This is a genomic window from Methylobacterium sp. Leaf85, assembly GCF_001422125.1.
GTDB classification, from domain to species: Bacteria; Pseudomonadota; Alphaproteobacteria; order Rhizobiales; family Beijerinckiaceae; genus Methylobacterium; species Methylobacterium bullatum.
The window spans coordinates 103,276-120,775 of the sequence record NZ_LMME01000023.1; the positions used below are offsets into that span (position 1 = coordinate 103,276).

Here is a 17,500-nt window from a genome sequence, read left to right on the forward strand (position 1 = left end):
GCACGGCGAGCATCGCCTTCGTCGCCGGGCAGACGCGTCCTGGGGTGGGGGAGCGGATGGCACTGGATCGGCATCCGGCGGATGTGTGGTCAAGGAGCGAGACGAATGCAATCGAGGCGCCACATCGTGAAATCGGCTGCAGCGGCCTGTTTCGGCTTCCTGCTGGCCGTCTCCCCGTTCGGGAATAAGGCGGATGCCGCCGAACCGCTGAAGGCGGTGGCGACATTCTCGATCCTCGGTGATCTCGTGAAGCAGGTGGGCGGCGACCGGGTCGAAGTGTCGACGCTGGTCGGCCCCGATGCCGACGCGCATGGCTACAACCCGGCCCCCGGGGATGCGCGCAAACTCACCGCCGCCAATCTGGTCGTGGTCAACGGCCTCGGTCTGGAAGGCTGGCTCGACAGGCTGATCAAGGCGTCCGGGACGAAGGCCCCCGTCATCGTCGCCACCAAGGGTGTGAAGCCCATCGAAGGTGACGACGACCATGGCGGAGGGCATGCGGGACACGCCCATCACGACGATCCCCATGCCTGGCAGAGTATCGCCAATGTGCGGATCTACATCGCCAATATCAGCGACGGGCTGGCGAAGATCGATCCCGATCACGCCGGCGACTACGCGGCGAACGCGAAAGCCTATCTCGCCACCCTCGCGGGCCTGGAATCCGATATCCGCGCGGCCATCGCGGCGATTCCCCCCGAGCACCGCAAGATCATCACCACGCACGATGCGTTCGGCTATTTCACCGCCGCCTACGGGCTCGACTTCATCGCGCCCCAGGGCGTCTCCACCGACAGCGAGGCGAGCCCGAAGGATGTGGCCCGCATCATCCGCCAGATCCGGCGCGACAAGATCCCGGCGGTCTTCCTGGAGAACGTGGCCGACCCACGCCTGATGCAGCAGATCTCGCGGGAGAGCGGTGCCACGGTGGGCGGCAAGGTCTATTCCGACGCCCTGTCGGGTCCCGATGGTCCTGCGGCCAGCTACGCGGCGATGATGCGCAGCAACCTCGCCGCCTTCAGCGCGGCTCTCGGCAGGAAGTGAGCGAGCCGCGCGGCGTTGTGAGCCTCGACCCGCTCAGCCCGCATTCTCGCCGATGACTTTCTGCAGGCAGATCGTCCGGGTGTCGCGGTAGCCGAGATGTTCGTAGAAATGTCGGGTCGCGCCATTCTCCTCGCGCACGAGGAGCTGGACCTTCCAGACGCCGCGGGCGATCAGCCACCGCTCGGCCGCCTCCATGATCGCCCTGCCCAGGCCGAGATCGCGAAGAAGCGGGTCGACGGCGACGTAGTAGACCCAGCCCCGGTGCCCGTCCTCGCCCACCATGGCGGTGGCGGCGACGGCCGCCTCGCGCTCGATCAACAGGATCGTCGAATGCGGATCGCGCCTGGCGAAGGCGATGTCCCTGGCCGGATCGTTCCATGGCCGAGAGATTCCGGCAGCGTTCCAGAGAGCCACCACCGCTTCGGCATCGCCGTCCTGGAACTCGCGAATCACGGTGGTCATCGATAAGCGCGCCCTCGCGAGAGATCCGGCGAGCGGCCGCTCAGCCGCCCGTCATCGGCGGGAAGAACGCGATCTCGGTGGCACCCGCGATAGCGGCATCCGGCTTGGCGTGGACCCGATCGATCGCCGCCCGCACGATACCGGCATTCTCGAAGGCATAGGCGTATTCCTCGCCCCGACCGCACAGCCAGCCGACGAGGTCGGCCACCGTCTCGGTCCCGGCCGGCAGGTCCACGGTCTCCTCGGCCTTGCCGATGCGTTCGCGCACCCAGGCGAAATACACGAGCTTCATCATCTGCCCTTCCGGCTGCGGCATCGGCGGGTCAGCGCGGATCGTCCATCACGTGCCGGATGCCGGCTCTCATATAGTCGTAGCCCGTGTAGAGCGTGAGGGCCGCGGCGACCCAGAGCAGGGCGACTCCGGCAAAGACGGTATGGGGCAGGATCGTTTCCCCCGCCCTGCCGGCAACGAGGAAGCCGATCGCCACGAGCTGAAGGGTGGTCTTCCACTTGGCCACGCGGCTCACGGGAAGACTGACCTTCAACTCCGCCAGATATTCGCGCAGGCCCGACACGAGGATCTCGCGGCACAGGATGACGATGGCCGCCCACAGGCTCCAGTCGTGGATCGTCTTGTCGGCCACCAGCATCAGCAGACAGGCGGCGACGAGGAGCTTGTCGGCGATCGGATCGAGCATCCGCCCCAGGGCCGAGCTCTGATCGTAGGTCCGGGCGACGTAACCGTCGAGATAATCGGTGATGGCCGCGGCGACGAAGACGCCGAGCGCCGCGAACCGCGCCGCATGCTCGTCCGGCCAATACAACAGCGCCACGACCACGGGAACGGCGACCAGCCGCCCGTAGGTCAGGCAATTCGCCAGCGTCCAGGCCGGTGACCGGCGTCGGAGGGGGAGGACAGTCATCGACGCGGTGAAACCATGGCCGGGGGGGAGGGGTCAACCGCGATGATGCAAACGGCCATACCGCTTTCATACCGCCTCTGTCGTCGCGCCGGGCGCATTGCGCTGCGAATGTGCCGGGTCCGATTCTATGCTACCGATGGGCGGATTGAGCAGGATGTCCGCGCATGCCGTCCGCAGACGAGATCAGCATTACCATGACGCCCGAGCTCCTTCGTGCGGTGCGTGAAAGCATCGAGGCGGGAGATTACACATCGACGAGCGAAGTCATGCGTGACGCGGTCCGTCTCTGGCAACGGCAACGGATGGAAGATGCCGGGCGTCTGAGCGAGATACGGTCTCGTGTTCGCCGGTCCCTCGATGACCCGCGGCCGGACCTGACGACGACGGACGCGGACCGGCACCTGGCTCGCCTGTTCGCCGACGAGGGGACCGAGACTTCCGGTGCGTAGACTCGCGGTCTACTTCCGGCCGGACGCGCTGGACGACCTTGCCGACATTTTCCGTTTCGTTCGCCAAGCGAGCGGAAACACGTCAGTCGCCGCGTCGTTCGTACGACGCATCAAGGCGCGATGTGATCGGATCGGAGATGCGCCCCGTGCCGGTCGACTCCGTGACGACCTCGCACCCGGCCTTCGCACGGTGCCGTTCGAGCGTTGCGCCGTGATCGCTTTTCTGGTCGAGGACGATAGCGTTCGTATCACCAACGTCTTCTATGGCGGGAGGGATTACGAGGCTCTGTATCGCCGGTCTGACGACGATTCGGATACCGACGCAACCTGACAGGCGGGCTTCGCGCTCACCCTCCGGCCTGGAAGTAATCATACACCGCCCGCGCCGTGGCCGCGTTGACGCCGGGTGTGGTCGCCAGATCCTCCAACGACGCGCGCTGGATCGCCTTCACCGTCCCGAAATGGTGGAGGAGGGCGCGCTTGCGGGTCGGGCCGATGCCGGCGATCTCGTCGAGGGGGTTCTTGATCATCTCCCGCTTGCGCTTGGCCCTGTGCGTGCCGATGGCGAAGCGATGGGCCTCGTCCCGCAGGCGCTGGACGAAGTAGAGGGTCGGATCGCGCGGCGGCAGCTTGAACGGAGCCTTTCCGGGCACGAAGAAGGTCTCGCGCCCCGCATCGCGGTCACGGCCCTTGGCGATGCCGACGAGGGCGACGTCGGTGACGCCGAGCTGTTCCAGCGCGGTGCGTGCCGCTTCGAGCTGGCCCTTGCCGCCGTCGATGAGGACGAGATCGGGCCAGGCCGGCATGGTGTCGCCGTCCGGTTCGGGGACCGGCTCGGGAACGCCGCCTTCGCTGGCCGCCAAAGCCGCCTCGTTGGGCGTGCGCGGGTTCTCCTTGACGAGGCGCTTGAAGCGGCGCTGCAGCACCTCCTTCATCATCCCGAAATCGTCGCCCGGCGTCAGCTCCTCGGACTTGATGTTGAAGGTGCGGTAATGCGTCTTGGCAAAGCCCGAGGGGCCGGCGACGATCATGCCCCCCACCGCGTTCGTGCCCATGATGTGGGAATTGTCGTAGACCTCGATGCGGCGGGGTGGCGCGGGCAATCCGAACGATTGCCCGAGGGCCACCAGCAGCTTGCCCTGCGAGGCGGTGTCGGCGAGCCTGCGGGCCAGGGCCTCCTTGGCGTTGCGCTGGGCGTATTCCACCAGCGCCTTGCGCTCACCGCGCTGGGGCTGGTGGACTTCCACCCGGTTCTCGGCACGGCTCGACAGGGCGGCCGCCATCAGCTCCGCATCCTCGATGGCATGGGAGACGAGGACGATCCGGGGGGCCGGCTTGTCGTCGTAGAACTGGCTGATGAAGGAGGCGAGCACCTCGTCCGGCGTCATGGAGCGGTCGGCCTTCGGGAAATAGGCGCGGTTGCCCCAGTTCTGGAAGTTGCGGAAGAAGAAGACCTCGATGCAGAACTGGCCGGCCTGCTCGTCGAGGGCGAACACATCCGCTTCCTCGACGCCCTGCGTGTTGACCCCTTGCGTCCCCTGGATCGCCGAGAGGGCGGAGATGCGGTCGCGAAAGCGGGCGGCGCGCTCGAATTCGAGTTTCTCCGAGGCGTCCTGCATCTCCTCGCGCATGCGGTCCTTCACCGCGTTGGACTTGCCCGAGAGGAAGCCCTTCGCATTCTCGGCGAGCGCCTGATATTCCGGCAGGGCGATCTCACCGGTGCAGGGGCCGGCGCAGCGCTTGATCTGGTAGAGCAGGCAGGGCCGGGTGCGGTTCTCGTAATAGCTGTCGGTGCAGGTGCGCAGCAGGAAGGCGCGCTGGAGCGCGTTGACGGTGCGGTTCACCGCCCAGACGGTGGCGAAGGGGCCGTAATAGCTGCCCTTCCGCCGCCTCGCGCCGCGATGCTTGACGATCTGCGGCGCTTCCGAATCCGCCGTGACCAGGATGTAGGGGAACGACTTGTCGTCCCGCATCAGCACGTTGAAGCGGGGCTTCAGCTGCTTGATGAGGTTGGCCTCCAGCAGCAGCGCTTCGGTCTCGGTGGCGGTGGTGACGAATTCCATCGCCGCCGTCTGCGAGATCATCCGGGCGATGCGGTTGGAATGGGCCTGGCCCCTCGCATAGGAGCCGACCCGTGCCTTCAGGTTCTTGGCCTTGCCGACGTAGAGGACGTCGCCCTTCTCGTCGAACATCCGGTAGACGCCCGGGCCCGACGGCAGCGTGCTCCAGAACCGGCGGATGATCTCCGTGCCGGCCTTGACCGCGCCTTCCTCGAAATCGAAATCGATCTCGGGGCCGTCGTCGATGCGTTCCGGGGTTTCGTCCGCATCCTCGCGTTCGTCGAACGAATCCGGCGGCAGGTCTTGCTGGGAAGACGGGTCTTTCGCGGGCTGACGGCTCATGCCCGAGACTTAAGCGCCGGGGATTCGAGAGGGAAGGGGCTCCCGACCCCATCGCCCCTCCGAAGGCCGGCGCGTTCGCGTCTTAATCGAACAGCGCGTCGATATCGCCCTGGTCCACATGGCCCGGGTCGCTGTCGAGCTTGGGTCCGTTGAGGAGCGAGCTCTCGTCGTCGATGCTGGGGCCCTGGGGCACGACGCCGAGGATCTCGCTGAACGAATTGAGGCCGCCCCAGGCCTCGATCATGCGGTCCAGATGCTCCTCGATGAACTTGAGCACGCCCACGATCTTGTTGATGCGCTGGCCCGTGAGATCCTGGAAGTTGCAGGCCTCGTAGGCGACGATGACGCGCTCGAGGATCATGTCGACATTCTCGGCGCCGGCGGCATGGCGCATGGCCCGCAATGCGCTGGCATTGGTCTCGATCTCTTCCAGCGCGCCGAGGATCGTGCTCGTGGCGAGCTCTGTGGATTCCACCACCGCATCGAGTTCGCCGGCGACCCGCTTCATTCCCTTCCCGGTATTCTCGGAATGATAGAGCGTCGCGATTTCCTTCTTCGTCCGGGTGATGGCTTCCTTCATCACGTCGAGTTCGGAGCGCATGGCGAAGGCCTCGTTGAGCTCCTTCCGGCAGGCTTCGATCGTCTCGACCGTGCTGGTCTGCGTGACGCGGCGAAGCTCCTGGATCGCCGAGAGGATCTCGTCGAGCTTCACGTCGTCGGAGCCGGAACGCTCCTTGGCGTGCGCGACCTCCACGACGGGTCGCACGCTTGCCAAACCGAGGCTGTCTTCGATGCGGTAGCGCTTCATGTTCATCGGGGATGATCAGCCGGCAGGAGTAACTGGGTCGAATGGCGGGCACGCGTGGCTCGGGCGCCATCGTCCTGACGAACGACGCGGCTCCCGAGACGAGAAGCCTTCGAGCCACCATGCGACCAAGTGGTTGCCATTTCTTCAACAGACAAAAGGTCGTGTGCAGTTTTACGGACGATTCATGCTGTTCTTGAAAGCGACCAATGGAGCCGCAATGGACTGAACGATTCACCACGTTCCTTCACGCGATTCTCGTCCCGTCCGGCCAGCCTGGATGGCAGGACGATGATGGCCCGGAGTAGTCGCGTGTTGAAGCGTATCGGTTTGTGCGTCGCCATGGCTTGCCTGGCGACGGCGGTGACGGGGGGATCCGCACGGGCTCAGAGTTCGGCTGGCCAGTACGGTGGCGGCTTCATCGAATTCCTGGTGACGGGCAATGGATCGCCGCCGCGCGCCAGGCGTCCCGGCCTCGCCGATGACGGGGTGCTCCCACGCCATCCGGCCGCACAGGGCTATGGCGGCGAGCCGATGCCGCGCGTGCTCTACTCGGGCGACCGTGTGCCCGACATCGATCCTTATCTCGCTCCCGCGCGCACGCGGCTCGCCGCCCTGCCGTCGCAGGCGACACCCGAGATGCAGGCCGCGGCGATCGAGCGGACGCTGGACCCGCGCTTTGCCCGGCAGGTCGTCCCCTTCGATGGGCGGCAGAAGCCCGGCGCCATCGTCATCGATACCCGGACGAAATTTCTCTATCTGGTCCAGCCCGGCGGCCAGGCCATCCGCTACGGCATCGGTGTCGGTCGTCCGGGCTTCGCCTGGTCGGGCATGAAGACGATCAGCCAGAAGCGCGAATGGCCGGATTGGACGCCTCCGGCGGAGATGCTGCAACGCCGCCCCGATCTGCCGCGCCACATGGCGGGCGGCCCGGCCAATCCGCTCGGCGCGCGGGCGCTCTATCTCGGCTCGTCCCTCTACCGCATCCACGGGACCAACGAACCGCACACGATCGGGCAATCCGTGTCGTCGGGCTGCATCCGGATGATGAACGAGGACGTCATCGACCTGTATGAGCGCACGCCCGTGGGGACGCGGGTCGAAGTCCTGTAACCGACATCACATAAAAAAGGCCCGGCGCGTGGGGACACGCACCGGGCCTTCCTCGTCAATGAACCATCACGCGCGGTGACGGGTACGGGTTGGGCTCACACCCAATCGTCGTCGCCGCCGCCGCCCAGGTCGCCGCCGAAATCACCGCCCGGATCGCTATCGAACGACGCGTCCTGGAAGTCGTTGCCGCCACCGAGGGCCGAGCCGAGGTCTTCGTTACCGGCCGCGGCACCGGCCGAGGGAAGGCCTGCCGCCGCCGCGCTGCCGAGGGCCGAATGCCCGCCGGCAAAGGCGTTGGACAGGGCGCTGCCGAGCAGCATGCCGCCGGCCGCACCCGCCGCCATCGGAAGCGCCGTCGCCATGAAGCCGCCGCCGCGCGCGGGAGCCGCCTGCTGGCCGGCCCAGGGGCCGCCCTGCTGCGGTCCGCCGTAACCGGGCTGCTGGCCGTAACCCGGCTGCTGCCCATAGCCGGGCTGCTGACCGTATCCCTGCTGCGGCCCACCCTGACCGCCCCAAGGCTGGCCGGTCGGACGCTGGGGTTCCGGCTGGCGCGAGCCGCCGCCGAAGATGCTCGAGAGGAAGCCGCCACCGCCGCCCTGGGGCTGCTGGGCCGACTGACGAGCCTGTTCGAGCTGCTCGTTCAGGCTCTTGATCGCCTCTTCCTGGACATAGATCAGTTGCGCCATCGCATAGGGCGCATAGGGCTGAGCGCGGAGCTTGTCCGCGATGAAGCGCTCGGCATCGGCGTCGCGGGGCTGGCTCGCGGCCTGCTCCAGACGCTGGAAAATGCCGCCGATGACCTCGCGTTCTTCGCTGTTCATGGGGTCGTCCTCCTGAGAGAAGCCTGCGGGCCAATGCCGCCCCGGCGCCTCCGAGATGGGGTGGCGCCTCAGGCTTTGTCAGGGGGTCAACGCGAACTTCGCCGTTGCGGATGCACGGGGAAGCCGCTTCCCTCCATGAAAATTCCGACAGGAAACAGGGCGGACAGGGTCAAGTCCCTGTCGAGCAACGAAAAAGAGCCCGACCTCGCGGTCGGGCTCCTTTCTGGGAACGGAGGTCACCACCCGGAGGAGGCGACTAAATCCGCTAAGGCCTAGTACGAGCCGAACTTGTAGTTCAGGCCGGCGCGGACGACGGCGAACTCGGACTCGCGAGCAGCAACCGAGGGGCTGATGGTCAGGAGGCCATTGGGGGCGGCAGCCGCGTTGAACACCGAGCGACCGCCACGGTTGTTCCTGTCGTTCTCGAGGTTCACGTACAGACCTTCGACCTTCAGGGTCACGGCCGACGACTTGAAGAAGTTGAAGAACGAGTCGGTGGGGAGAGCGTACTCGATACCACCGCCGGCGGTGTAGCCGGTGCGGAAGTCGTCGCCGCCCGTTGCGCCGTCGCCGTAGGCGAAGCCGCCGGTGCCGTACACGAGAGTGCGGTCGAAGGCGTAACCGATACGGCCGCGGACGGTGCCGAAGAAGTTCATCTCGTTGCCCGGGATACGGACCGAGGTGGGGCTGACGAGAGCGCCGGCGACGGGGCTGACGGTGCCGGCCACGGTGCGGCTCTTGTTGCCGAAGTCGGTGTACTGGGCGTCAGCTTCGATACCGACGACCACGCCCGAACCCGGGGTGAACTGGTAGTTGTAGCCGACCTGGCCACCGCCGACGAANGCCGAAGTCGGTGTACTGGGCGTCAGCTTCGATACCGACGACCACGCCCGAACCCGGGGTGAACTGGTAGTTGTAGCCGACCTGGCCACCGCCGACGAAGCCTTCGAGATCGTTGCCGCCGTTGGTCGAGACGACCACCGGGGTGCGGGTGAAGGAGTTCAGCACCGAACCACCCGGCAGGGCGTAGCGGTCGTTGTTGCTTCCGGCGTCGAAGCCGTAACCGGCGTTGATACCGAAGTAGGCGCCCGTCCAGGTGAACACCGGCACCGGCACGAAGACCGGGGGAGCGGCGCGACGCGGAAGGTCGGCGGCGAAAGCGGAACCGGCGATGACGATGCCGGCAAGGGCGGTGGTGCCGCGAAGGAAGGATTTCATGGTCTGGTCCTCTACTCGTTAGCGCGGCCGCCTTTTTGGGAGCGGTCCTGCGCAATTCCCCGTCTATAGCTCAGCATCCCTCAGGAAGCTGTTGCATCGCAACCACGCCGCGTGTGTCGAACACGGCCCCTTTGTGGCAGCGACCACCTCAGCAGAGGCAACGCATAGCCAGAACACTGCCGAACGGCCAAGGTTCACTTACGGCCACGCTTTTTCACTACCTTGGCGAATGACAGATTGTCGCAGACCCTGGCCGCCACCGTCTCGCCTGTCAGGCGGCAAGAACGATCGCTGAAATCAGTCGGCCGTAATCGGCCTCTCCCCGGTGGGTCGTGCGCCGATAGCTATAGAAGCGTTCGGGATCGGCGTAGGTGCAAAGGCCCAGTGTCGATGCCTTCTCGATGCCGGCTTCCCGCAGGCGACGGGCGATGAAGCCGGGCAGGTCGAACTGGGCGTGCCCCTCGCGCTGGCCCGGCGCGAAGTGGGCGTCCGAACCCGGAACCTCTTCGGCGAAGCGGGTGCGGAAATCGTCCCCGACCTCGTAGGCGGCTTGCGAGATCGTCGGGCCGAGCACGGCGATAATGTCGCCCCGCGCCGAGCCGAGACGCTCCATCGCCTCCACCGTTGCGGCGATCACACCGGACAAGGCGCCCTTCCATCCCGCATGGGCGGCGCCGACGACGCGGCCCACGGTATCGGCGAACAGGATCGGACCGCAATCGGCGGTGGCGATGCCCAGAGCGAGGTTCGGCACGCGCGTGACCATGGCGTCGGCACGCGGGCGGTCGGCAAGGGCCATGGGGCCGTCGATGATGGCGACCTCGGCGGAGTGGACTTGATACAGGCTCACGAGATGACTCGGCGCGACGCCGAGATGCCCGGCCATGCGGCTCCGGTTTTCCGCCACGAGGGCGGGCTCGTCCTGCGAGCCGAGGCCTCCGTTGAGACTGGCATAGAGACCGTGGGAGACGCCGCCGGCACGGGTGAAGAAGGCGTGCCTGATGCCGGGCTGTCCCACGAGGCTGGGCGCTTCGATATACATGTGCCGTGTCCGTCCTTTGGCGATTGCGCGCCGAGCTATAGCATCAGCCCGGTCCGCTGGGTGGTCGCGCCCCCTCGACGAAAGCCGATGCCGGCCGTGGCTCGGACTCTCTTATGTCTGCATGATACGGCGGTCGAAGTGACCCTTCGGCAGGGAGGAACACCCGCCACGCGGCGCGCCCGTTTCCGCAAATCGGGACGAGGAAATTTTCTTAACCTTTACGGTTCGTTAAGTATGCTTTGATCGAATGCGTCTGCACACGAGGACGCGAGCGATGTCGGAACCAGCCCGTCACTACCAGGCACAGGATTTAAGCGGACGTCCGACGCCCGGACCGCTGCGCGATTGGCTGGCGGCCATGAAGGCGGCGACCACCTCCGCCGAGCAGGCCCCCGCCGCCGACAAGGTCGCGGCGTTCGAAAGACCGGCCGCGCCGGAGAAGGCCGAGCCGCAGGCCTCGTCCTGGTCGCCCCGGGTGGTGTCGCCGCCCGCGCGGACCGAGGCTCCCGAGGCCAGCGAGGACGGCGACGTCTCGGAACTGATGGCCGAGAACCTGATGCTCAAGGCCAAGCTCAAGGTCGAGAGCGACCGCTACGACCAACTCCAGGGGATCCTCGCCCAGGAACTGCGCCGCCTGCGGTCGCATGTGGAGAAGGAGATGGCCGAGCTCCACGACCTGCGCGCCGAGCGTGACCGCCTCGCCGAACTCCAGACCCTCTTCGTCGAGAAGCTGGAAGAGGCTCGCGCGCGCTCCGAGAGCGATGCCGAGGAACTGGCCCAGGCCTGTTCCGATCGCGACCTCTGGATGGCTCGGGCCGAGGCACTGGCCCAGCCCCTGTTCCAGAAGCGCTGAACCACTCACTGACCGAGACCCCAACGACGAAGGGCCGCCCCATGAGGGCGGCCCTTCCATTGCCGAACCGCTTGTCCGTTCGGCCGAACCCGGTGAGGGGTCCTCTAACGCGCTAGGCGTGTGCGCCGGAGGCGACGTTCCAGGTCCGGTAAGCCGAGGTAAGCGGCTGATTTAGGCAATGAGACACTGGATCACCTCCTTTCGTTCGTTGCGAGAACCCCAAGCTAGTCACGGATTCGCGGCTTGAAAAGCCCCGATGCGGCAGGCGCGGCGCCTCGCCGCTGGGGAGCTCCCGACCGCCCGCGCGCTGCCCGAAGGCGTCAACGCCAGGCGTTCATCGGCCGGCCCTTTACACTTGTGGCCACCGCCGTCGCCGAGGCGTAAGACGAGGCGCCCTCCGCCACGTATCGTCCCGCGCCCGACCGGCCGGGGCATCGCCGGAGACGCGTTCGCCTCAGGACAATCGCGGCCCATCATGCTCTCATCCCCGCCGCCCCAGGCGAAGGCCGATACGGCAAAGAACCCGGCGACCGACGAAGCGGCCCTCGACCCGGACGCCATGCGCCAGCCCCTGCCCGACGCGTTCTACTGCGTCGGCCGCGCCGACACGCTGAAACCCGGCAGCCTGCGTGCGGTCGAACTCAATGGCGAGCAGATCGTCCTCGGCCGCGACAAGGCCGGAGCCGCCTTCGCCATGCGCGACCGCTGCCCGCACCGGGGTATGGCCCTGTCGAAGGGACGCTTCGACGGCGACGCCGTGACCTGTCCCTTCCATGGTTGGCGCTTCGGCACCGACGGGCGCTGCCGCGACGTGCCCACCCTGTCCTCGGCGGATGCGGCGGATTTCACCCGGATCACGGTCCAGCGCTTTCCCATCCGCGAGAGCGCCGGCTTCGTCTGGGTGAACCCCTATCTCGGGCCGCCGGGCGGCGACCTGCCGCCCCTGCCGGAACTCGGGTTCGAGGCGGCGGGCTCCCTGGTGGTCGAACTCGTGGTGGAGGCCTCCTTCGACCTCACCACATTGAGCCTCGTGGACCCCGGCCACGTGGCCTTCGTCCATGATTCCTGGTGGTTCCGCCCGTCGAAGGAGCTGCGCGAGAAGGTGAAGACCTTCACGCCGACGCCGCACGGCTTCACCATGTCGAGCCATGCCACGACGACCAGTTCGCCGGTCTACAAGCTGCTCGGCGGCGTGCCAGAGGTGGAGATCGAATTCCGCCTGCCCGGCGTGCGGCTGGAGCGGATCGAGGCCGGGCCGAAGCGCGTGGCGAACTACACCTTCGCGACACCGCTCACCCACAACCGCACCATGCTGACGAACGCGCTCTACTGGAACATGCCGGTCCTCAACCTGCTGAAGCCCCTGGCGCGCCCGCTGATGCGGCAGTTCCTGACCCAGGACCAGCAGGTGCTCCAGCACGCCCAGGCCGGTCTCGACCGCAAGCCGACGATGGTGCTGTTCGGCCAGAGCGATCTGCCGTCGCAATGGTATTTTCGCCTCAAGCGCGAAGCCCTCCAGGCGGCCCGCGAGGCGCGGTCCTTCCGCAATCCGCTGGTGCAGCAGGAATTGCGCTGGCGGTCCTGAAACTTTTCGGCTCTCCGCCCCGTAGCTCGTCCTTTCAGACCGATGCTTTCGGGAAGGAGCGAGACCGTTGCCGCATTTCGTCGTTCGCCGCAGTCGCATGGGGCGATTCAACTTCACGCTCATCGGTGCGCATGGGCGGATCACCGGCGTCGTCGCCATTCCGACCGAGAACAAGACCCGCGAGGAAGTCGAGGTCGAAGCCCATCGGAAGATCCGCGCCCTCGCCGGAGAGCTGGTGGCCGTGATGCCGAAGGACTGCGAAGCCTGACGGAGGGCGTCTTGATTGCGCGGCGGCCACCGCCATCTCGGAACGATGAAACGGCAAAGCCTTCTCGCGACCCTCTCCGCGCTCACCGTCATGACGCTCGGCGGCGTCGGCTACGCGGCGCATCGGCGCAGCAAGGGCCGTAACCCGTATTACAGCGGCCCGGTGACCGATCATTTCGACGGGCTGCAGTTCCACGGCGTCGATCAGCCGGCGGACAAGGTGCTTGGAGACATCCTGCGCTGGAAGCGGGAGCGGGCCGGGGTCGCTTGGCCGGCTTCGTTTCCGAGCCCCTTCAACGATACGCCGCCGGAACGGGTGGAGGGCTTACGCGTGTCGTTCATCGGCCATGCGAGCTACCTGTTCCAGGTCGGCCGCCGCAACATCCTCGTCGACCCGGTCTACGCCCAGCGCGCGAGCCCCCTCTCCGTGGCGGGTCCGAAACGGGTCAATCCGCCGGGCATCGCCTTCGATGCGCTTCCGCCCATCGACGTCGTGCTGATCACCCACAACCATTACGACCATCTCGACGGGCCGACAGTGGCCCGGCTCTGGCAACGGCATCAGCCGCTGATCGTGGCGCCGCTGGGCAACGACAGCATCCTGCGGTCCTTCGACGATACGATGCATGTGGAGACATGCGACTGGGGCCAGTCCGTCGATCTCGGCGGCGGGCTCACGTTACACATGACCCCCGCCAATCACTGGTCGGCCAGGGGCCTCAACGACAAGCGCATGGCGCTATGGTGCTCCTACGTCCTGACCAGCCCGTCCGGCGTCGTCTATCATTCGGGGGATACCGGTCTCGCCGATGGCGCGATCTTCCGCGACGCCCGCGACCGCTTCGGTCCCCCGCGCCTCGCCACCCTGCCAATCGGGGCCTACGAGCCGCGCTGGTTCATGAAGGGCCAGCACATGAACCCGGCCGACGCCGTCGTGGCGGCCGGACTGCTCGGGGCGGACCAGATGCTCGGCCACCATTGGGGCACGTTCCGCCTCACCGACGAGGGGATCGAGGAGCCGGTGGAGGCGCTGGCGGCGGCATGCGCGGCGGGCGGAATTCCGCCGGAGCGGTTCGTCGCCCTGCGTCCCGGACAGGTCTGGGAAACCCGGTGAGACGGATAGCGGTTCAGCGCCCGGCAGTCCCATAGGGGCGACTGTTGGCATCGCAACTCATATCCTCATCCGCCGTGGATTGAGTAGATAGTAGAAATATAATTATAGATAGAAAAACAGACTCCTTTGTCAAATCAAGGGAGAGCATTAATCGGACGATAAATTTATCGTGCTTCAATACATGCCTCGATAGTATTTCCATCCCCGGATTACGGCATGATGTTGTATCTCAAATCGTTGACCGCGAAAGTCATCCTCCTCACGGTGGCGATGATCATTCTGGTATCCGCAGCACTTCTCGTGGCCACCAGCTGGGAGATCGACCATCAACTCAAGGAAAAGCAGGCTGCGGATGGGAACCGCCATCTGCGGACGCTGAGTTTGGTGTACAGAGATACGGTCCCTGGGACGGAGATCGGGTTCGATGGGGATCGGGTAACCTTGGCCAGATCGCCGGACCTCGGCGCATTGGGCGATCAATCCATCGTCGACCGCACCGTCGACTATGTCGGGGGAACCGCCACGGTTTTCGCCTACGACCCCGCGGGCGACCGTTTCGTGCGGCGCGTCACGACGGTGAAGAAAGAGGATGGCGAGCGGGCCGTGGGCACCGCCCTCGCCAACGATCACCCCGCACAGGCGCTGATCCGCAGCGGAAAAGTCTATTTCGGGCCCGCGACCCTGTTCGGCCGCCGGTACCTCACCGTTTATCAACCGACGCAGGATGCGAAGGGTCGGATCAACGGCATCCTGTTCGTAGGCGTGCCCCTCGAAGCCTACGACGTGGTTCAAGCTCAGACCATCTCGACGGTGCGATGGACGATTCTATCGGTGGCGCTCCTGGCCTGTCTCGTCCTGGGCTTTGCCGCGTTCCGCATGTTTCGACCCATTCGCGTGGTCGCGGAGCGGACCTCCCGTCTCGTTTCGGGGAATCTCGAGGATGCGATCCCCTATCGCGACGCACGAGACGAAGTCGGTGCCGTGGCCCGTGCCCTCGAAGCTTTGCGCGAAACCAGCCTGAAGGCGCGTGAACTGGAAGCCGACCGGATGGTGAGTGCCAAGGACATTCAGGACCGCCGGGCGTTCATCGATGCCGAGATCGCCCTTTTCCGGGCGCAGGTCGCAAAATCCGTCCGCTTGGTCGGCGCGCAGACGGGCGAGCTTCGGACCCGCGCCGCCGCCATGTCGGACGCGTCTTCGGATGCCACCCGTGCGGTGGAAGGCGCCTCAGCCGGATCACGAGAGGCTTCCTCCAACGTGCAGACCGTCGCAAGCGCCGCCGAGGAACTCTCGGCTTCGATCGTGGAAATCGGCGCCCGCCTCGATGTCGCCAAGACCGAGATCGACGCAGCCTTTGGCGAAGCGTCCGCCACAAACCAGCAGATGGCGCAACTCGCCGATACCGCGCAGCGCATCGGCACCATCGTGGGCCTCATTCGGGCCATCGCGGAACAGACCAATCTGCTCGCCCTGAACGCCACGATCGAGGCCGCGCGGGCCGGCGAGTCCGGCCGTGGGTTCGCCGTCGTGGCGGCGGAGGTGAAAGCCCTGGCGAGCCAGACCGCGAAGGCGACGGACGAGATCGCCGGTCAGGTCGCATCCGTCCAGACTTCGACGGATCAGGCCGCTCATGCCATCGGCCGTGTGACGGATCGCATGGGTGCGATCAGCGTGATGGCCACCGAGCTCGCGACAGCCGTCGCTGCACAAGGGGAGGCGACCGGCGAGATCTCACGCAATGCCGGGAACACCGCCGCCACCTCGGTGGAGATCGCACGCGATCTCGCCACCGTCACGGGTGCCGCCCGTAGCACGGCCACGATGGCCGAAGGTGTCCAGGGCAGCGCCGCCCAGGTGGAAAACGTCGCAGCCGACCTCGAAGCCGAGATCGGACGTTTTCTCAGGGCCGTCGCGGCCTAAAACCTTGCCGGGGCGTGGACTACAGGATGAACCGGCTGAGATCCGCGTTCGCGGCGAGGCTCTCCACCCGTTCGCGGACATAGGCGGCGTCGATCGCGACGGTCTCTCCCGACCGGTCGGTGGCGGTGAAGGAGATGTCGTCGATCACCCGCTCCAGCACGGTCTGGAGCCGGCGCGCGCCGATATTCTCCACCGAATTGTTCACCTCGACGGCGACCCGCGCGAGCGCGTCCACGGCATCGTCGGTGAAATCGAGGGTCACGCCTTCCGTCGCCATCAGCGCCACGGTCTGTTTCAGCAGGCTCGCCTCGGTGGTGGTGAGGATCTGCTTGAAATCCTCCACGGTGAGGGGCTGCAACTCGACCCGGATCGGCAGGCGGCCCTGCAGTTCCGGCAGGAGATCGGACGGCTTCGAGACGTGAAAGGCGCCGCTGGCGATGAACAGGATGTGGTCGGTCTTCACCGGACCGTGCTTCGTCGCCACCGTGGTTCCCTCGATCAGCGGCAGCAGATCGCGTTGCACGCCCTCGCGGGACACGTCGGCCGACGAGCGGCCTTCCTTGGCGCAGATCTTGTCGATCTCGTCGAGGAAGACGATGCCGTTGTTCTCCACCTCGCGGATCGCCTCCTGCGTCAGCGATTCCGTATCCACCAGCTTGTCGGATTCCTCGGCGAGGAGGGGGGCGTAGGCCTCGCGCACCGTCATCCGCTTCGGCTTGCCCTTCTGGCCGCCGAGCGCCTTGCCGAGCATGTCGCCGAGATTGACTGCCCCCATGGACGCGCCAGGCATCCCCGGGATCTCGAACATCGGCAGGCCAGAGGGCGATCCGCCCGACAGTTCGATCTCGACCTCCTTGTCGTCGAGTTCGCTGGCCCTCAGCTTCTTGCGGAAACTGTCGCGGGTGGCCTGGCCCGATGTCGGCCCGACCAGGGCATCGAGGATACGCGACTCCGCCGCCGCCTCGGCCTTCGCCTGGACCGAGCGACGCTTTTCCTCGCGCTTGAGGCCGATGCCGACCTCCACGAGATCGCGGATGATCTGCTCGACGTCGCGGCCGACATAGCCGACCTCCGTGAACTTCGTCGCCTCGATCTTGAGGAACGGCGCGCCGGCGAGCTTGGCCAGCCGGCGGGCGATCTCAGTCTTGCCGCAGCCCGTGGGGCCGATCATGAGAATGTTCTTGGGCGCCACCTCCTCCCGCAGGGGACCGACGAGCTGCTGCCGGCGCCAGCGGTTGCGCAGGGCGATGGCGACCGCGCGCTTGGCATCGTGCTGGCCGACGATGAACCGATCGAGCTCGGAGACGATTTCGCGGGGGGAGAAGGTTGTCATCACGCTCCGGTCGGATGCGGCAGCCGCGCTGCCCGAGAAGAGGGGAAGGCGCGCTTTCGATCCGCACGGATGCGCCACCCGCCGGAACGCGGATGGGGCGAGCCGAAGGCGGAACCATGTGGGCGGGTCGGCATGGGATCGAGATCGTG

General features: G+C 66.5%; 18 protein-coding genes and 1 pseudogene. 9 read left to right on the forward strand and 10 right to left on the reverse strand.

What is annotated here, in order from left to right:
* Window positions 1-105: 105 nt before the first annotated feature.
* Window positions 106-1,044, forward strand: coding sequence for a metal ABC transporter substrate-binding protein (locus tag ASF08_RS12705; RefSeq protein ID WP_056145780.1), 939 nt, complete (start codon window positions 106-108; stop codon window positions 1,042-1,044).
* A gap of 33 nt (window positions 1,045-1,077) precedes the next feature.
* On the opposite strand, the gene ASF08_RS12710 is transcribed toward ASF08_RS12705, so the two are convergent.
* From ASF08_RS12710 to pgsA, 3 genes are read right to left on the reverse strand one after another with little or no spacing between them, the layout of a single operon-like run.
* Window positions 1,078-1,506 carry a GNAT family acetyltransferase gene (locus ASF08_RS12710; RefSeq protein ID WP_056145783.1) on the reverse strand — a complete coding sequence of 143 codons (429 nt, stop codon included), beginning with the start codon at window positions 1,504-1,506 and terminating at the stop codon, window positions 1,078-1,080.
* Window positions 1,507-1,546: 40 nt separating this feature from the next.
* Window positions 1,547-1,798 (reverse strand): molybdopterin converting factor subunit 1, encoded by a 252-nt coding sequence (moaD, locus tag ASF08_RS12715; protein ID WP_056146529.1) that lies wholly within the window; start codon window positions 1,796-1,798, stop codon window positions 1,547-1,549.
* A 31-nt stretch (window positions 1,799-1,829) separates the two neighbouring features.
* Complete coding sequence (pgsA, locus tag ASF08_RS12720) at window positions 1,830-2,429, reverse strand: CDP-diacylglycerol--glycerol-3-phosphate 3-phosphatidyltransferase (RefSeq protein WP_056145786.1); 600 nt, start codon at window positions 2,427-2,429, stop codon at window positions 1,830-1,832.
* A 164-nt stretch (window positions 2,430-2,593) separates the two neighbouring features.
* Between pgsA and ASF08_RS12725 the strand changes: the two genes are divergently transcribed.
* Both ASF08_RS12725 and ASF08_RS12730 read left to right on the forward strand, forming a co-directional pair.
* Window positions 2,594-2,878 (forward strand): ribbon-helix-helix domain-containing protein, encoded by a 285-nt coding sequence (locus ASF08_RS12725; RefSeq protein ID WP_018044662.1) that lies wholly within the window; start codon window positions 2,594-2,596, stop codon window positions 2,876-2,878.
* Window positions 2,871-3,209: a type II toxin-antitoxin system RelE/ParE family toxin gene (locus ASF08_RS12730; protein WP_056145789.1), complete on the forward strand. Its 339-nt coding sequence runs from the start codon at window positions 2,871-2,873 to the stop codon at window positions 3,207-3,209. The genes ASF08_RS12725 and ASF08_RS12730 overlap by 8 nt, the downstream gene beginning before the upstream one ends.
* Before the next feature lie 16 nt (window positions 3,210-3,225).
* Here the strand turns inward: ASF08_RS12730 and uvrC are convergent, their stop codons facing one another.
* Together uvrC and ASF08_RS12740 are read right to left on the reverse strand one after the other, a co-directional pair.
* A complete protein-coding gene (gene uvrC / locus ASF08_RS12735) occupies window positions 3,226-5,280 on the reverse strand; it encodes an excinuclease ABC subunit UvrC (protein ID WP_056145791.1) in 2,055 nt (684 codons plus the stop codon).
* An 82-nt stretch (window positions 5,281-5,362) separates the two neighbouring features.
* Entirely contained in the window at window positions 5,363-6,094 is a 732-nt protein-coding gene (locus tag ASF08_RS12740) for a chemotaxis protein (RefSeq protein WP_056145794.1), read from the reverse strand.
* Between the two features lie 333 nt (window positions 6,095-6,427).
* Here ASF08_RS12740 and ASF08_RS12745 point away from each other — a divergent pair, with 333 nt between their 5' ends.
* Window positions 6,428-7,198 carry a L,D-transpeptidase gene (locus ASF08_RS12745; RefSeq protein WP_082473198.1) on the forward strand — a complete coding sequence of 257 codons (771 nt, stop codon included), beginning with the start codon at window positions 6,428-6,430 and terminating at the stop codon, window positions 7,196-7,198.
* 95 nt (window positions 7,199-7,293) lie between these two features.
* On the opposite strand, the gene ASF08_RS12750 is transcribed toward ASF08_RS12745, so the two are convergent.
* From ASF08_RS12750 to pgeF, 4 genes and pseudogenes are all read right to left on the reverse strand, one after another.
* Window positions 7,294-8,019 (reverse strand): DUF2076 domain-containing protein, encoded by a 726-nt coding sequence (locus tag ASF08_RS12750; RefSeq protein ID WP_056145797.1) that lies wholly within the window; start codon window positions 8,017-8,019, stop codon window positions 7,294-7,296.
* A gap of 272 nt (window positions 8,020-8,291) precedes the next feature.
* The coding region (locus ASF08_RS25830; protein WP_244474522.1) for an outer membrane protein at window positions 8,292-8,861 on the reverse strand (570 nt) is incomplete at its 5' end.
* Window position 8,862: 1 nt separating this feature from the next.
* Window positions 8,863-9,237, reverse strand: a pseudogene (locus ASF08_RS26120) (porin family protein); the annotation flags it as partial.
* Window positions 9,238-9,508: 271 nt separating this feature from the next.
* A complete protein-coding gene (pgeF, locus tag ASF08_RS12760) occupies window positions 9,509-10,279 on the reverse strand; it encodes a peptidoglycan editing factor PgeF (RefSeq protein ID WP_056145801.1) in 771 nt (256 codons plus the stop codon).
* A 274-nt stretch (window positions 10,280-10,553) separates the two neighbouring features.
* Here pgeF and ASF08_RS12765 point away from each other — a divergent pair, with 274 nt between their 5' ends.
* The 5 genes from ASF08_RS12765 (at window position 10,554) to ASF08_RS12780 (ending at window position 16,018) form a co-directional block, all read left to right on the forward strand.
* Complete coding sequence (locus ASF08_RS12765; protein WP_026176074.1) at window positions 10,554-11,132, forward strand: hypothetical protein; 579 nt, start codon at window positions 10,554-10,556, stop codon at window positions 11,130-11,132.
* 475 nt (window positions 11,133-11,607) lie between these two features.
* Window positions 11,608-12,717, forward strand: a complete 1,110-nt coding sequence (locus ASF08_RS12770; protein WP_056145804.1) for an aromatic ring-hydroxylating oxygenase subunit alpha — start codon at window positions 11,608-11,610, stop codon at window positions 12,715-12,717.
* Between the two features lie 67 nt (window positions 12,718-12,784).
* Window positions 12,785-12,985, forward strand: a complete 201-nt coding sequence (locus ASF08_RS24845) for a hypothetical protein (protein ID WP_147833033.1) — start codon at window positions 12,785-12,787, stop codon at window positions 12,983-12,985.
* A gap of 45 nt (window positions 12,986-13,030) precedes the next feature.
* Window positions 13,031-14,098, forward strand: coding sequence for an MBL fold metallo-hydrolase (locus ASF08_RS12775; protein WP_056146533.1), 1,068 nt, complete (start codon window positions 13,031-13,033; stop codon window positions 14,096-14,098).
* Window positions 14,099-14,539: 441 nt separating this feature from the next.
* Window positions 14,540-16,018 carry a methyl-accepting chemotaxis protein gene (locus ASF08_RS12780; RefSeq protein ID WP_244474523.1) on the forward strand — a complete coding sequence of 493 codons (1,479 nt, stop codon included), beginning with the start codon at window positions 14,540-14,542 and terminating at the stop codon, window positions 16,016-16,018.
* Between the two features lie 19 nt (window positions 16,019-16,037).
* Here ASF08_RS12780 and hslU read toward each other — a convergent pair whose 3' ends face one another.
* Window positions 16,038-17,351 (reverse strand): ATP-dependent protease ATPase subunit HslU, encoded by a 1,314-nt coding sequence (gene hslU / locus ASF08_RS12785; protein WP_056145812.1) that lies wholly within the window; start codon window positions 17,349-17,351, stop codon window positions 16,038-16,040.
* Between the last annotated feature and the right edge of the window lie 149 nt (window positions 17,352-17,500).

Excerpts from the sequence above, each read along its gene's own strand:
- uvrC (WP_056145791.1), bottom strand. The coding sequence starts at position 5,280 with ATGAGCCGTCAGCCCGCGAAAGACCCGTCTTCCCAGCAAGACCTGCCG.
- ASF08_RS12740 (WP_056145794.1), bottom strand. The coding sequence starts at position 6,094 with ATGAACATGAAGCGCTACCGCATCGAAGACAGCCTCGGTTTGGCAAGC.
- ASF08_RS12770 (WP_056145804.1), top strand. The coding sequence starts at position 11,608 with ATGCTCTCATCCCCGCCGCCCCAGGCGAAGGCCGATACGGCAAAGAAC.
- ASF08_RS12765 (WP_026176074.1), top strand. The coding sequence starts at position 10,554 with ATGTCGGAACCAGCCCGTCACTACCAGGCACAGGATTTAAGCGGACGT.
- ASF08_RS12705 (WP_056145780.1), top strand. The coding sequence starts at position 106 with ATGCAATCGAGGCGCCACATCGTGAAATCGGCTGCAGCGGCCTGTTTC.
- ASF08_RS12745 (WP_082473198.1), top strand. The coding sequence starts at position 6,428 with ATGGCTTGCCTGGCGACGGCGGTGACGGGGGGATCCGCACGGGCTCAG.
- pgeF (WP_056145801.1), bottom strand. The coding sequence starts at position 10,279 with ATGTATATCGAAGCGCCCAGCCTCGTGGGACAGCCCGGCATCAGGCAC.
- ASF08_RS12710 (WP_056145783.1), bottom strand. The coding sequence starts at position 1,506 with ATGACCACCGTGATTCGCGAGTTCCAGGACGGCGATGCCGAAGCGGTG.
- ASF08_RS12725 (WP_018044662.1), top strand. The coding sequence starts at position 2,594 with ATGCCGTCCGCAGACGAGATCAGCATTACCATGACGCCCGAGCTCCTT.
- hslU (WP_056145812.1), bottom strand. The coding sequence starts at position 17,351 with ATGACAACCTTCTCCCCCCGCGAAATCGTCTCCGAGCTCGATCGGTTC.
- moaD (WP_056146529.1), bottom strand. The coding sequence starts at position 1,798 with ATGAAGCTCGTGTATTTCGCCTGGGTGCGCGAACGCATCGGCAAGGCC.
- ASF08_RS12750 (WP_056145797.1), bottom strand. The coding sequence starts at position 8,019 with ATGAACAGCGAAGAACGCGAGGTCATCGGCGGCATTTTCCAGCGTCTG.
- pgsA (WP_056145786.1), bottom strand. The coding sequence starts at position 2,429 with ATGACTGTCCTCCCCCTCCGACGCCGGTCACCGGCCTGGACGCTGGCG.
- ASF08_RS12775 (WP_056146533.1), top strand. The coding sequence starts at position 13,031 with ATGAAACGGCAAAGCCTTCTCGCGACCCTCTCCGCGCTCACCGTCATG.